The 14,243-nt window shown below is 65.3% G+C and carries 13 protein-coding genes; 5 read left to right on the top strand and 8 right to left on the bottom strand.

The features are described 5' to 3' along the window. Positions 1-18 precede the first annotated feature (18 nt). The gene (yegQ, locus tag C163_RS08300; protein ID WP_025338368.1) at positions 19-1,338 is read left to right on the top strand and encodes a tRNA 5-hydroxyuridine modification protein YegQ; all 1,320 of its coding nucleotides are present in this window, start codon (positions 19-21) and stop codon (positions 1,336-1,338) included. Positions 1,339-1,347: 9 nt separating this feature from the next. Here the strand turns inward: yegQ and C163_RS08295 are convergent, their stop codons facing one another. Beyond that, positions 1,348-1,998 (bottom strand): hypothetical protein, encoded by a 651-nt coding sequence (locus C163_RS08295; protein WP_025338367.1) that lies wholly within the window; start codon positions 1,996-1,998, stop codon positions 1,348-1,350. A 266-nt stretch (positions 1,999-2,264) separates the two neighbouring features. Between C163_RS08295 and C163_RS08290 the strand changes: the two genes are divergently transcribed. From C163_RS08290 to C163_RS08280, 3 genes are all read left to right on the top strand, one after another. Next, a complete protein-coding gene (locus tag C163_RS08290) occupies positions 2,265-2,696 on the top strand; it encodes a DUF411 domain-containing protein (protein ID WP_025338366.1) in 432 nt (143 codons plus the stop codon). After that, a complete protein-coding gene (locus C163_RS08285) occupies positions 2,696-3,133 on the top strand; it encodes a YqaA family protein (protein WP_013971818.1) in 438 nt (145 codons plus the stop codon). Before C163_RS08290 ends, C163_RS08285 begins: the two co-directional genes overlap by 1 nt. A 75-nt stretch (positions 3,134-3,208) precedes the next feature. Further along, positions 3,209-4,207, top strand: coding sequence for an alpha/beta fold hydrolase (locus tag C163_RS08280; protein ID WP_013971817.1), 999 nt, complete (start codon positions 3,209-3,211; stop codon positions 4,205-4,207). A gap of 130 nt (positions 4,208-4,337) precedes the next feature. Here the strand turns inward: C163_RS08280 and C163_RS08275 are convergent, their stop codons facing one another. From C163_RS08275 to C163_RS08250, 6 genes are all read right to left on the bottom strand, one after another. Continuing rightward, positions 4,338-4,919, bottom strand: a complete 582-nt coding sequence (locus C163_RS08275) for a DinB family protein (protein WP_025338365.1) — start codon at positions 4,917-4,919, stop codon at positions 4,338-4,340. A 14-nt stretch (positions 4,920-4,933) separates the two neighbouring features. Further along, positions 4,934-6,040: a cell division protein ZapE gene (zapE, locus tag C163_RS08270; protein WP_025338364.1), complete on the bottom strand. Its 1,107-nt coding sequence runs from the start codon at positions 6,038-6,040 to the stop codon at positions 4,934-4,936. Between the two features lie 204 nt (positions 6,041-6,244). Next, a complete protein-coding gene (locus tag C163_RS08265) occupies positions 6,245-7,393 on the bottom strand; it encodes a PQQ-dependent sugar dehydrogenase (RefSeq protein WP_025338363.1) in 1,149 nt (382 codons plus the stop codon). 23 nt (positions 7,394-7,416) lie between these two features. Beyond that, entirely contained in the window at positions 7,417-7,734 is a 318-nt protein-coding gene (locus C163_RS08260; protein WP_025338362.1) for a hypothetical protein, read from the bottom strand. Positions 7,735-7,960: 226 nt separating this feature from the next. Then, entirely contained in the window at positions 7,961-8,926 is a 966-nt protein-coding gene (gene speB, locus C163_RS08255; protein WP_013971812.1) for an agmatinase, read from the bottom strand. 25 nt (positions 8,927-8,951) lie between these two features. After that, positions 8,952-10,031, bottom strand: coding sequence for an extracellular solute-binding protein (locus C163_RS08250; RefSeq protein ID WP_025338361.1), 1,080 nt, complete (start codon positions 10,029-10,031; stop codon positions 8,952-8,954). A gap of 102 nt (positions 10,032-10,133) precedes the next feature. On the opposite strand from C163_RS08250, the gene C163_RS08245 reads away from it, so the two are divergent. After that, on the top strand, positions 10,134-11,024 hold the full coding sequence (locus C163_RS08245) for a LysR family transcriptional regulator (RefSeq protein WP_025338360.1): 891 nt from the start codon (positions 10,134-10,136) through the stop codon (positions 11,022-11,024). A 752-nt stretch (positions 11,025-11,776) separates the two neighbouring features. Here C163_RS08245 and C163_RS08240 read toward each other — a convergent pair. Next, the gene (locus C163_RS08240) at positions 11,777-14,203 is read right to left on the bottom strand and encodes a TonB-dependent receptor (protein WP_025338359.1); all 2,427 of its coding nucleotides are present in this window, start codon (positions 14,201-14,203) and stop codon (positions 11,777-11,779) included. Positions 14,204-14,243: the final 40 nt, after the last annotated feature.

The raw sequence follows: 14,243 nt of genomic DNA, 5'->3' as shown, positions 1-14,243 counted from the left end.
TTTTGCTCCGGTGCGCACATGACCCCTATCGCCAAGCCCGAACTGCTGGCCCCCGCCGGCACCCTCAAGACCATGCGCTACGCCTTCGCCTATGGCGCCGACGCGGTCTACGCCGGCCAGCCACGCTACAGCTTGCGGGTGCGCAACAACGAGTTCGACCATGCCAACCTGGCCCTGGGCATTCAGGAAGCGCATGCCTTGGGCAAGCGTTTTTACGTGGTGGTCAACATTGCCCCGCACAATGCCAAGCTCAAGACCTTCCTCAAGGACCTGGCGCCGGTGATCGAGATGGCACCGGACGCCCTGATCATGTCCGACCCAGGCCTGATCATGCTGGTACGCCAGCACTTCCCGCAGATGCCGGTGCACCTGTCGGTGCAGGCCAACACGGTCAACTGGGCCAGCGTGCAGTTCTGGCAGCAACTGGGCCTGAGCCGGGTGATCCTGTCGCGCGAGCTGTCGCTCGAAGAGATCGAAGAGATCCGCCAGCAGGTGCCGGAAATGGAGCTGGAGGTGTTCGTCCACGGTGCCCTGTGCATGGCCTACTCCGGCCGTTGCCTGCTGTCGGGCTACCTCAACAAGCGCGATGCCAACCAGGGCAGCTGCACCAACGCTTGCCGCTGGAAGTACGACGCCACCCCGGCCACCGAAAACGCCACTGGCGACATCGTGCGCGAAGTGCAGCCGACGCTGGGCCTGGGTGCACCGACCGAGCAGGTATTCCTGCTGCAGGAAAGCAACCGCCCCGGCACCGAAATGCCAGCGTTCGAAGACGAGCACGGCACCTACATCATGAATGCCAAGGACCTGCGCGCGATCCAGCACGTCGGGCGCCTGGCCGCCATGGGCGTGCACTCGCTGAAGATCGAAGGCCGCACCAAGTCGCACTTCTACTGCGCCCGCGCCGTGCAGTCGTACCGCCAGGCGATCGACGACGCGGTGGCCGGGCGGCCATTCGACCGCTCCCTGATGGACAACCTCGAATCCCTGGCCCAGCGCGGTTACACCGAAGGATTCCTGCGCCGCCACGTGCACGACGAGTACCAGAACTACCAGCGCGGCAACTCGGTGTCCGAGCGCCAGCAGTTCGTTGGCGAGCTGACCGGGGTGCGCGTCGACGGCCTGGCCGAGGTCAAGGTGAAGAACCGCTTCGCCGTGGGCGACCATCTGGAACTGATGACTCCACGCGGCAACTACCACTTCGATCTCGAGCACATGAGCAATGGCCAGCAGCAACCGCTGCAGGTCGCCCCTGGCGATGGCCACACCATCTACCTTCCTGTTCCCGAGCAGGTGCCATTGGCATACGGCCTGCTGATGCGTGACCTGCCAGCTTGAGCGAGGTGGCTAGAGTTCAATCCTGGTAATGGCGCCAAGCCGCCGGTCACCCAATTCCTTACGAATCTGCTGACGAAAAGCGGCGAAACGTTCCAGGTCAAAACGGTAAACAGTGCCGGTGTTCCATACGACGATGTCACGCTGGGCCTCGCTCCAGAATCCGAAGTCGCGTATTTCCACCGTGGCATTGAAGCGAAACGAGTAGACCGCCAGATGGATCTGGCCTTCCTCGTCCTTCTGGCAGGGTGTTATCAGAAACGATGAGGCGACGTCGTTCTGCCAACCCGACTTCAGGAACTTGCTGGCGTGAGCACTGATACGCAGTTCCTGCATGGATGCGCGCGCCAGTTGGGCCAACAGCATCGGTGTGCTGCCTGTGCCGATGGGCTCGAGCCCGGTATCGAAATCGTCATGGTCCCTGATGACCTGGGGCGGCAACTCCAGGGCGGCCGTCCTTACGCAGCCATGTTTCTCCAGGCGATTGCGGAAGCGGTCGAACCAGCTTTTCCATAGCTCGTCCCGGTCGAGGAAGCGGCTTGCGAACTCATCGGCATGGTCCAGCAACGCTTGCACGTCCTGGCGTTCCTCTTCGGACAGGTTTGGTCCGATGCCGATCAGATTGGTCTTGGAGTACAACAGGCAGTCCAGTGGTAGGGTCATGATCCAGCAGGCTCTCAGATAGGTGAGCCGTACGTTAGCCAGCGTGATGACAGGCCGGCATCCGGAACCACTACCTGGCAGGTAGACTGCTTGCCCAACAAGGCTGGTGAACGGCAACAGGCCGCGCTGCGCCTGAAGGCCGCTTAGGCTATGCTGCTGGCCGACCGCTGGATATCGGACCGCCCCTGGGGCCGTAACGACACCGGGCGCGTGCAAGGCACAGGCCTGGTCGCCGGTATCCGCCCACGTTTTTGAAGGAGTGCTTCATGAAGCTGCGTAAACACCTGCTGCCCCTGGGCCTGCTGGCCATCACCGGCCTGGCCCAGGCTGCCGAGACCATCGACGTCTACCGCGACCCCAACTGTGGCTGCTGCAAGGCCTGGATCAGCCACCTGCGCGACAACGGCTTCATCGTCAACGACCATGTCGAGCCGAACATGAGCGAGGTGAAGCAACGCCTGGGCGTGGCGCCACGCCTGGCGTCGTGCCATACCGGGGTGATCGACGGCAAGTTCGTCGAAGGCCACGTGCCGGCCGAGCAGGTGCGCCTGCTGGCCAAGCGCAACGACCTCAAGGGCCTGGCCGTGCCGGGCATGCCCATGGGCTCGCCCGGCATGGAAATGGGTGACCACAAGGATGCCTACCAGGTCATCGGCGTGACCCAGGACGGCAAGGACACCGTGGTCGCCAACTACTGATGCTCAGCCTGTGGGCGCTGTTCCTCAGCGCCTTCGGCGCCGCCACCCTGCTACCGCTGCAATCGGAGGCCGTGCTGGTCGGCCTTTTGCTGCGCCAGCCCGAGGCCTGGGCCACCCTGCTGCTGGTGGCGACCCTGGGCAATGTGCTGGGCTCGGTGGTCAACTGGGTGCTGGGGCGGGCCATCGAGCATCTGCGTGACAAGCGCTGGTTCCCGTTCAGCCCTGCCCAGCTGGAGCGCGCGCAGCAGCGCTACCAGCGCTGGGGGCAATGGTCGCTGCTGCTCAGCTGGATGCCGGTGATCGGCGACCCGCTGACGCTGATCGCCGGCATCATGCGTGAGCCGTTCTGGCGCTTCCTGCTGCTGGTGACCCTGGCCAAGGCCGGCCGCTATGGGGTGCTGGCGATGATTACCCTGGGCTGGTTTCACGCCTGGTAACACCTTTCACGTTCCGCGTGGTCCACTGGCTGTTACAGTCGCCCCTTCCTACATGGCCCTACACGGAGTGCCCCCATGCTGCGCGCAACCGCCCTGGCCCTGGCCTGCCTCGCCGGCAGTTCGGCCATCGCCGCCGAATCGCCCACCTATGGCCCCCAGCTGGAGGGCTTCAGCTACCCGCATCCGCTCAAGCATTTCGACTTCAAGTCCCAGGGCCAGGCCCTGCAGATGGGCTACATGGACGTGCCCGCCCAAGGCCAGGCCAACGGCCACAGCGTGGTGCTGATGCATGGCAAGAACTTCTGCGCCGCCACCTGGGAAACCACCATCGATGCCCTGAGCAAGGCTGGCTACCGGGTCATCGCCCCCGACCAGGTCGGCTTCTGCAGCTCCAGCAAGCCGGCGCATTACCAGTACAGCTTCCAGCAGCTGGCGAGCAACACCCATGCCCTGCTCGAACAGCTGGGGGTGAAGCAAAGCATCGTGCTCGGCCACTCCACCGGCGGCATGCTCGCCACCCGCTATGCGCTGATGTACCCGCAGCAGGTGGAGCGCCTGGCGATGGTCAACCCCATCGGGCTGGAAGACTGGAAAGCCCTGGGCGTGCCCTACCGCACGGTGGACCAGTGGTATGCGCGCGAGCTCAAGCTGGATGCCGAAGGCGTGCGCGAGTATGAGCGCAAGACCTACTACGCCGGGCGCTGGAAGCCGGAGTACGAGCGCTGGGTGCAGATGCTGGTGGGCCTGAACAAGGGGCCGGGGCATGAAGCGGTGGCGTGGAACTCGGCGCTGATCTACGACATGATCTTCACCCAGCCGGTGTACCACGAGTTCAAGGACCTGCAGATGCCTACCCTGCTGCTGATCGGTGACCAGGACACCACAGCCATCGGCAGTGATATCGCGCCGCCGGAGGTGAAAGCGAAGCTGGGCAAGTATGCAGTGCTGGGGCCGCAGGTTGCCAAGCTGATTCCCAAGGGTGAGCTGATTACCTTTGAAGGCATGGGGCATGCGCCGCAGATCGAGGAGCCGGTGCGGTTCAACCGTACGCTGGTGGAGTGGCTGGGCAAGTGAGCCAATAGTCGAGGGGCCGCTTTGCGGCCCTTCGCGGGCTCGCCCGCTCCCACAGGTACTGCACAGGTTTGGGAAGCTGTGCACTACCCGTGGGAGCGGGCGAACCCGCGAAGGGCTGCAAAGCAGCCCCCTACACTTTCCAGACCTGCTCCTCGGTCCAGCCCAGCTCGGCAAAGTCCGCCGCACGTAACCCCGCCTCTTCCTCGCAGAAAAACTCATCCAGCTGCGGCGGCCTCACTGCCGTGTCACTGAGCATCGCATGCACCTGCCCGCGGTGATGCACCTGGTGCTCGAACAGGTGCGCCAACAACCGCAGCCGTTGCTCGCGCTGTACCCGCTCGGGGCGCACGATGCTCACATAGCGCGCCAGCTCACCATCGCGCAGGCCCCGGCAATAGGCGATCAGCCGGTGATCGGCCTGGGCCTGTTCGGCATGCAGGTCGGTGCAGGTGGCAAACGGCTGTTCGGGGTCGAAGAAGCGCTCGCCGTCGGCGTCGGGCTGCTCGCCACGCTGCTCGCACTCGAGCATGTGCAGGTAGAACCAGTCCACCGTCAGCAGGTGGTTGAGGGTGGCCTTGATCGACGGGAAAAAGCTGCAGCGCGGGGCGACGAATTCGTCCTGGGTCAGTTGCAGGCAGGCCTTGTAAAGACGGTGGTTGGCCCAGCCATTGTTGTAGGCCTGGGTCAGCAGATGATGCGACAGCGGCTCCATGGTTCGGCTCCTTTTCAGGCGAAGCGTTGCAGTTGCATCTCCCGTAGCCGGCTCAGGGTCCGTTGGTACGGGAACGCCAGATACCCTTGAGTGTAGAGGGCATCCAGCGGCACCTGTGCCTCCAGGTACAACGCCACCCGGCGGTCGTAGCATTCGTCGACCAGGGCAATGAAGCGGCGCACCGCGTCGTCCTTGGGCGACAGCGCTGGCAGCTCGCGGTCACCCGCCACCACCCGCGCCGCAGCATCCTCGGTGCCCCGGGCAATGCGCCCGGCCCGCTGTTCCCCCCCCAGCGCCGGAATGCCCGACACCAGGATGGCCGGGAACCGGTCGCACAGGGCCATGAACTCCATGGCCGCCAGCGGCTGTTCGCACAGGTCGGTGAAGCGGCACCAGATGGCCTGCGCGCTGCGCCGTACCACCTGCACTTGCCGGGAGCCGATCGCCAAGGGCTGATCGTGGCCTGCGTCGCCGGGGCTGAGCTGGCGGAACACCTCGCCCAGCTGGCTGGCCTGCCCCGCTTGCGCCACCCAGTAACGCTGGCGCTCGGCGCCGGGGTGCAGGCGGTGGTCCTGCTCGCCGGCTACCGGCAGTACCTGCATGTGCCGCTGGATGGCGGCGATGGCCGGCAGGAAACGCTCGCGGTTGAAGCCGTCGCGGTAGAGCTGCTCGGGTGGCTGGTTGGAGGTGGCGACGATAACAACGCCTTGGTCGAACAGTACCTGGAACAGGCGGCCGAGGATGATCGCGTCACCGATGTCGTTGACGAACAGCTCGTCGAAGCACAGCACGCGTATCTGCCCTGCCAGCTCCCCGGCCAGCGCCAGCAGCGGGTCGGCGGTGCCGTTGAGCTGGAACAGGCGCTGGTGGACCCAGGCCATGAAGTGGTGGAAGTGCTGGCGGCGGCTGGATACCCGCAGGCAGTGGTGGAACTGGTCCATCAGCCAGGTCTTGCCGCGGCCGACCGGGCCCCAGAGGTAGATACCCTGGGTGGGGCGGCCCTGTTCGACGGCCTGGAAACAAGCCTGCAAGGCCTCGACGGCGCGGGCCTGGGCGGGGTCGGCGACATAGCCCTGAGTGGTCAGGGCCTGCTGGTAGAGGGAATGGGGATCGATAGCCATGCGGCATTCTACACGGCTGACACAGTGCGGACCTTGTAGGAATTACGGTCTTACCCAAATTCAAAAGGCTGCCGCGAACCCTGTGGGAGCGGGCGTGCCCGCGAACACGGGCGAAGCCCGTGCCATCCACCGCGGCGCCTGCTTCGCGGCGGTTCGACGCCTCGACACGCCCGCTCCCACAGGGGCCACGTACAACAGTGGTGATCAAGCGTCGCCCAGGCCTACCTTGAGCAACGCGCCGTCCTTGTCATCGGTCAGCACATACAGGTAGCCATCCGGCCCCACCCGCACATCGCGGATACGCGCCTTCAGCTCACCCAGCAAACGCTCTTCATGCACCACCTTGTCGCCATCCAGTTGCAGGCGGATCAGCTCCTGGGTAGCCAGCGCGCCAATGAACAGGTTGTGATCCCAGGCCTTGAACCTAGAGCTGTCGTAGAAGGCCATGCCGCTGATACCCGGCGACTTCTCCCATACATGGTGCGGGTCGACCATGCCCTGCACATGCTTGCCCTTGGCCTCGGGAATCGGCAGCAGCGAATAGTTGATGCCGTGGGTCGCAATCGGCCAGCCATAGTTCTTGCCAGGCTCGGGAATGTTGATCTCATCGCCGCCGCGCGGGCCGTGCTCGTGGGTCCACAGCTTGCCGGTCCACGGGTTGAGTGCGGCGCCTTGCTGGTTGCGGTGGCCGAACGACCAGATCTCCGGCCGCACGTTGTCCTTGCCGACGAAGGGGTTGTCCCTGGGTACTTCGCCGTCCGGCAAGATACGCACGATCTTGCCTTGCAGCTTGTCCAGGTCCTGGGCGGTCGGGCGCTGGTTGTTCTCGCCGAGGGCGATGAACAGGTAGCCGTCGCGGTCGAACACCAGGCGCGAGCCGAAGTGGTTGCCCTCCGACAGCTTGGGCTGCTGGCGGAAGATGACGTTGAAGTTTTCCAGCCGGGCGCGGTCCTGGGACAACTGGCCACGGCCGACCGCCGTACCGGCCTTGCCGTCACTGCCCTCTTCGGCGTAGGACAGGTAGACGGTGCGGTCCTTGGCAAACTCTGGCGACAGCACCACATCCAGCAGGCCGCCCTGGCCCTCGGCCAAGACCTTGGGCACACCGCTGATCGGCGGGCCGACCTTGCCTTCGGCATTGACCACCCGCAAGTTGCCAGCGCGCTCGGTGACCAGCATGTCCTTGCCGCCCGGGAGGAACGCCAGGGCCCAAGGATTGCGCAGGCCGTCGGCCACTGTGCTGACGGTCAAGGTGCCTTCTTCACTGCGAAGCTGCTGTTCGGCCGCCGCCTGCACCAGCAGGGGCAGGAGTGCGGCGGCGGTAAGGGTGACAAGCCAGGGTGCTCGAAGCATGCAGGATTCCTTTCGTAGGGCGCTCATGGCGCGCGCGGGTTGCCGCGGGGTGGTCGGGTGGGCTCCAGGTTCGGGGTTTGCTGCTGGCGGCGCAGGTTGTCGCCATTGCCGATGCCGCGGTTGTCCAGGGTGGGCGTGCGCTGGTACGGGTCGGTGGACGGGCCGCGCACGGGAGGTGTGGCCGGCATGCTGCCTTGGCGGCTGTTGGGGTTGGCGCGCTGGATCGGGCTGTTGTAGGGGTTATTGTTGCCGGCGGCGAGTTGCAAGGGCGGCTCGGGGGCCGCTTGCGCGGGCAGGCACAGCACCAGGCCGAGGGCCAGGATGGGCAATGTCGGGGTCATGCTTCACCTCCTGTACGAAAATGCCGCGCCTGGTGGGTTTGATAGCCTAAGGCGCGAAGGGTTCGCGGCAAAAGTGTGAATGCGGGTGGAGATGATTCCTGATGTTTCAGTATGGGCCCTGGGGGCTGCTTTGCAGCCCATCGCGACACAAGGCCGCTCCTACAGGGGTACGCGATTACCTGTAGGAGCGGCCTTGTGTCGCGATGGGCCGCAAAGCGGCCCCAGGTTACTGGCCCTTGTCCACCTTGTGCCGCGCCGCATACAGGCACAGCATTTCCATCGCCAGGGTCGCTCCGGCCAGTGCGGTGATATCGGCATGGTCATAGGCTGGCGCCACCTCCACCAGGTCCATGCCCACCAGGTTGATACCGCGCAGCCCGCCGAGGATCTCCAGTGCCTGCACCGTGCTCAGCCCGCCGCACACCGGCGTGCCGGTACCGGGCGCATAGGCCGGATCGAGGCAGTCGATATCGAAGGTCAGGTACACCGGCCGCTCGCCCACCCGCTGGCGAATCGCCGCGATCACCGCCTCGGTGCCCTGCCGGTGCACCTGGCGGGCGTCGAGGATGGCAAAGCCCTGGCTGTCATCATTGGTGGTGCGCAGGCCGATCTGCACCGAGCTGGCCGGGTCTACCAGGCCTTCGCGGGCGGCATGCCAGAACATGGTGCCGTGGTCGATGCGCTTGCCTTCCTCGTCCGGCCAGGTGTCGCTGTGCGCATCGAAGTGGATCAGCGCCAGCGGGCCATGCCGGCGGGCATGGGCCTTGAGCAGCGGGTAGCTGATGAAATGGTCGCCACCCAGGGTGAGCATGGCGCAGCCTGCTTCCAGAATATGCGTGGCATGGGCCTCGATGCTGTCCGGTACCGACTGCGGGGTGCCGCTGTCGAAGGCGCAATCACCATAGTCGATCACCGCCAGGTGATCGAACGGGTCGAACGCCCACGGCCAGTGCCGGGCCCAGGCCTGCTGCACCGAAGCGGCGCGGATCGCCCGCGGGCCGAAGCGCGCACCGGGGCGGTTGCTGGTGGCAGTATCGAACGGCACACCACTGACCACCACATCGACACCACGCAGGTCGCGGCTGTAGCGGCGGCGAGAGAAACTGGTAATGCCGGCGTAGGTACTTTCCGCAGCGGTGCCATACAGGCTGTCGCGGGTCATGGCCTGGTCGTTGTTTGCGGCTTGCTCCACGGTCGGGCTCCTTTGTCGTTATTGGTTACTTGCGGCTGCGGAACGCGGTCCACAGGCGGTTGCGCTGGCGCAGGTCGGCCAGGGCCATGCTGCGGTCGGCATACAGGCGCTGGCGCACCGCGGCCGACGGGTAGATGTCCGGGTCGTTGCGCACCGCTTCGTCCACCAGCGGCGTGGCCGCCTGGTTGGCGTTGGCGAAGAACAGCGTGTTGGTCAGCGCGGCCACCGACTCGGGCTTGAGCATGAAGGCGATGAACGCCCGCGCGGCCTCGGGGTGCGGGGCGTCCTTGGGAATGACCAGGTTGTCCTGCCATACCAGCGTGCCTTCGCGGGGGATGCGGTAGATCAGCTCGAACGGCTTGCCAGCGCGGCGCGCCTGGTCGGCGGCCATCGCCGCATCGCCGTTGTAGGTCAGCGCCAGGCACACGCTGCCGTTGGCCAGGTCGCTGATCTGCCGGCCATTGGCGACGTAGCTGATCGACGGCTGCAACTGGCTCAGCAGGCTCTGCGCGGCGGCCAGGTCGTCCTTGTCCTGGCTGTAAGGGTCCTTGCCCAGGTAGTTCAGGGCCACGCCGATCACCTCCTGGGGCGAGTCGGGCATGGCGATGCCGCAGTCCTTCAGCCGGCTGGCGTACTCGGGTTTGAACAGCAGGTCGAGGCTGTCCAGCGGCACATCCCCCAGGCGTTGGCGCACAGCCTCCACATTCACCCCCAGGCCCAGGGTGCCCCAGGTGTAGGGCACGGCATGGCGGTTGCCGGGGTCGGCCTCGGCGAGCTTGGCCAGCAGGTCCTTGTCGAGGTTGGCGTAGCCGGGCATGGCCTGGGGGTCGAGCGGCTGCAGGGCGTTGGCCTTGAGCGCCCGGGCCAGCACGGCCGACGACGGCACCACCACGTCATAGCCGCTGCCACCGGTCAGCAGCTTGGTTTCCAGCACTTCGGTGGTGTCGAAGGTGTCGTAGCGCACCTTGTAGCCGGTTTCCTGCTCGAAGCGCTGGAGGGTTTGCGGGGCGACATAGTCGGCCCAGCTGTAGAGGTTGACGATCTTTTCTTCGGCCTGCAGGGGCAAGGCCAGGACCAGGGACAGCAGGCACAACGATCGACGCATGGCGGACACCTCGGCAAATGGGTGGATGCCGCGAGCATGCCAGCCGGGTTACATTGCAGGAATGGCAAGTTTGTAAAGCTGACATTCACCAGAGGCAATGTAATGCTCGGACAAGTGCACGACCCCGACCTGCACCTGCTGCGGCTGTTCGTCACTGTAGTCGAGGCCGGTGGCTTCAGCGCCGCGCAAGGCGTGCTGGGCCTGAGCCAGCCCACCATCAGCCAGCGCATGGCGCAGCTGGAAGCGCGGCTGGGCTACCGCCTGTGCAGTCGCGGCAAGGGTGGTTTTCACCTGACGGAAAAAGGCGCGTTGTTGCTGGACGCCGCCCGTGGGTTATTGCTGAACATCGAACAGTTTCGCCAGCAGGCCAATGGCGTTGCCGGGCGGCTGCTGGGGACCGTGCGCATAGGCATGGCGGAGAACCAGGACAAGGCGGTGAGCCTGAAGCTGGCGGCGGCCATTGCGGCGTTTCGCAGGCGCGAGGAAGCGGTGCAGCTGGAGCTGATCAGTGCGCCACCGGCAGAGCTGGAGCGCTTGTTGCTGGAGCAGCGGCTGGATTACGCCATCAGCTACTTTTCCGGCAACCAGGCAGCCTTCGATTACCAGCCGCTGTTCGAGGAGCGGCAACGGCTGTATTGCGGCAAGGGCCATGAGCTGTTCGGTGAGGCTGGCGTTGGGCGGGAGCGGTTGCTGGCGATGGACCAGGTGCGCCATCCGTACCGGTTTCTCAAGGGCGGTGAGCCGTTCCAGAGCCAGCGCAGCATGGCGGTTGCGGAGCAGATCGAGAGCGTGCTGACGTTCATTCTGTCGGGGCGGCATATTGGCTATCTGCCATGCCATTGCGCGCAAGCTTGGGAAGCTGAGGGGTTGTTGTGGTCGCTGGACCCGGGGTTGGACTTTGTGGTGCCGTTTACCCTGGCCAGGCACCGGGCGCAGGCGGTTGGCGAGGCACAGCAAGCGTTTGCACAGGATTTGCTGGCGGCGTTTGCCTGACCCGGCCTCTTCGCGGGCTTGCCCGCTCCCACAGGGACCGCGACTTCCTCAGGCATGTGCGGTCTCTGTAGGAGCGGCCTTGTGTCGCGAAAGGGCCGCAAAGCGGCCCCGGCGATATGTGCTGCGAAGCTAAGTCCTGGGGGCGCTTCGCACCCCTTTCGCCGCACAAGGCCGCTCCTACAGAACCGCGCAGCGTCAGTAAGCCATGCTCCAGGTCAGCACCGGGCGGCGAGGCGCAGCAGGCGTTTGCGCAGGATTTGCTGGCGGCGTTTGTCTGACCGGGCCTCTTCGCGGGTAAACCCGCTCCCACAGGGACCGCGACTTCGTCAGGCATGTGCGGTCTCTGTAGGAGCGGCCTTGTGTCGCGAAAGGGCCGCAAAGCGGCCCCGCCAATATGAGCTGCAGAGCTGAAATCCTGGGGGCGCTTCGCCCCCCTTTCGCGACACAAGGCCGCTCCTACAGAACCGCGCAGCGTCAGTAAGCCATGCTCCAGGTCAGCACCGGGCGGCGAGGCACAGCAGGCGTTTGCGCAGGATTTGCTGGCGGCGTTTGTCTTACCGGGCCTCTTCGTGGGCAAACCCGCTCCCACAGGGACCGCGACTTCCTCAGGCATGTGCGGTCTCTGTAGGAGCGGCCTTGTGTCGCGAAAGGGCCGCAAAGCGGCCCCGGCGATATGTGCTGCGAAGCTAAGTCCTGGGGGCGCTTCGCACCCCTTTCGCGACACAAGGCCGCTCCTACAGAACCGCGCAGCGTCAGTAAGCCATGCTCCAGGTCAGGGTGTAGGTACGCCCGCGCCCTTGGTAGTCATACAGGTAAGCCGGCCCGTAGGTCGGCGAGTAGAACAGCGTCGCACGCTGCCCCCAGACCGTGCTGTACTGCTTGTCCAGCAGGTTCTGGATACCGGCGCTGAAGGTGCCGAAGCCGGTGTCCTGGCTGCCCAGCAGGTCGAAGGTGGTATAGCCGTCGATCTCGTGGTCGGCATCGTCCTTCAGGCTGAAGGCATGGTTGGCCTGCAGCCGCGCACTGCGGCCATCACCCTTCCAGCCGACGAACGCTGTAGCCTTGGACAACGAGGCATAGCGGGCATCGCGCTTGATCCAGCCACCATCGACATCCTCTTCCTCGGAGCGGGTCAGGTGCAGGGTGCCACCGGCTTCCCAGCCGGTCTGGAAGTGTCGGGTCAGAGCGCCCTCAAAACCGAAGTCACGGCTTTTCTGCTCTTCCACATTGATGGTCAGGGTCTGCGAGTCGACGTTGATGATCTTGTCCGACCAGATGTAATACAGCGCCGCCTGGGCATCCCAGTCCAGGTCAGCATAGCGCCAGCCCAGCTCCACCTGGCGGCTCTTGATGCCGGCCAGCGGGTTGTCGGCCACGCTCAGGCCGGGCTTGCCGTAGTACTTGGCCGGGTCGGGCAGGTCGAAGCCTTCGCCGTAGTTGGTCCATACCTGGTGGCCATTCTTGAAATCGTAGATGGCACCGACGTTGAACAGGTTGACCTGGTAATCGTTGCTGCCACCCGGCACACCCTTGAAGTCGCTGACGTCCACATCCATCTGCTGGCGCCGGGCGCCGCCGGACAGGGTCAGGTTATCGGTGGCATGCCAGTCCAGTTGGGCGTACACCGACACGCCATCGACCCGGTAGCTGGGGTAGCGTGCGGCCTTGCTTTCCTTTTCCAGATCCAGGCCACCCGACTCGGACGACGTCTGGGCGTTGAAGGTGGTCTGCTCTGCGTTGAAGCGCTCGCGATCCAGGTCGACGCCGTAGGTCAGCTTCAGCGCGTCCCACTGTTTGGCGAACAGCCCCTTGAGGCTGGTGACTTCGAAGTTCTGCTGCGAGGCGGCGAAGTACACCCCGCGCGAGCCGGTGGGCGTGGCGCGGTTGTAGTACGGGAACGGGTAGAAGTTGTCGTCTTCCTTGCGGTACGAGGCCTGCAGGTAGAAGTCCTGGCCGAGCACGTCGGCGTGGTGGTAGTTGGCGTTCAGCAGCAGGCGCCGGGTGCGCGGCTCCAGGTCCGACGAGTAGCCGCTGCGCAGCTCGGCGTCTTCGAGGTCGGATGGGGCGTTGTGGTTCAGGTTGGGGAAGTAGATGCCGGTGCTGCCGTGGTTGCCCGAGTCATAGTACTGGGCCAACAGGTCGAGGCTCTGCTGGTCGTTCAGTTGCATCCCCAAGGTGCCGAGCACGTCGATGGTGCGGTTGTACTGCAGGTCGGTCTGGGTGTTGTCGATGAAGATCTGGTCGCCGGCGCCATCGTAGAAGGCTTCGTTCTGCTCGCCGGAAACCCCCAGGCGGGCGTTGAACCGCTCGTTGCCGCCACTGATCGACTGGGCGAAGCGGGTGGCCAGGTCGTCGCTGTTGTTGAAGCCGCTGCTGGCTCCGAGCTGGGTCTCGAAGCGCGCCGGGCCGGGTTCGCCCTTCTTGGTCACGATGTTGATGATGCCGCCGGTGGCGCCACCGCCGTAGATGGCACTGGCACCAGACAGCACTTCGACGCGCTCGACATTGAACGGCGAAATGCTGTCGAACTGGCGCGACAGGCCGCGCGAGCTGTTCTGACTGACCCCGTCGATCATCACCAGCACGTTGCGCCCGCGCATGTTCTGGCCGTAGTTGGTACGGCCTTCCGGCGCCAGGTCGAGGCCTGGCACCAGCTTGCCGATGGCTTCCTTCAGGCTGACGCCGCTGTCGATCTGCTCGCGCAGCTGCTGCTGGTCGACCACCCACACGGTGCCGGGGATTTCGCTGATCGCGGTGCTGGTGCGCGAGGCCACGCTGACCTCGATCGGCTTGAGGTTGACCGCCTGCGGCGCGGCGTCGGCCTTGCGCAGGGTCACCGTGCGGGCATCGCTGAAGTGCCAGCTCATGCCGCTGCCGGCCAGCAACTGCTGCAGGGCCTGCTCGATGCTGTAGCTGCCCTGCAAGGCCGGGCTGGCTTGGCCGGCGACGTCGCCGGTGGTGTACAGCAGGTGCAGGCCGGCCTGGTCGGCGAAGGTGGTCAGGGCCTGGTCCAGCGGCTGGGCCGGCAGGTCGAGCTGGACCAGGCGGGCCTGGGTCTGGGCCTGTTCGGTGGCAGTCGAGGCAAACGCCTGCAGCGGGCCGACCAGCATGGCCAGGGCACTGCAGGACATCAGGGCATGGTGAAGCGGACCGCGGCGGCGGTGCAAGGGCTTGAGCATCAGAGGCACGAATGAGCTTCCTGACAAGTCGTAAATGAGA

Source organism: Pseudomonas sp. FGI182 (assembly GCF_000511325.1).
GTDB classification, from domain to species: domain Bacteria; phylum Pseudomonadota; class Gammaproteobacteria; order Pseudomonadales; family Pseudomonadaceae; genus Aquipseudomonas; species Aquipseudomonas putida_Z.
This window is presented reverse-complemented; position numbering and strand designations above follow the sequence as displayed.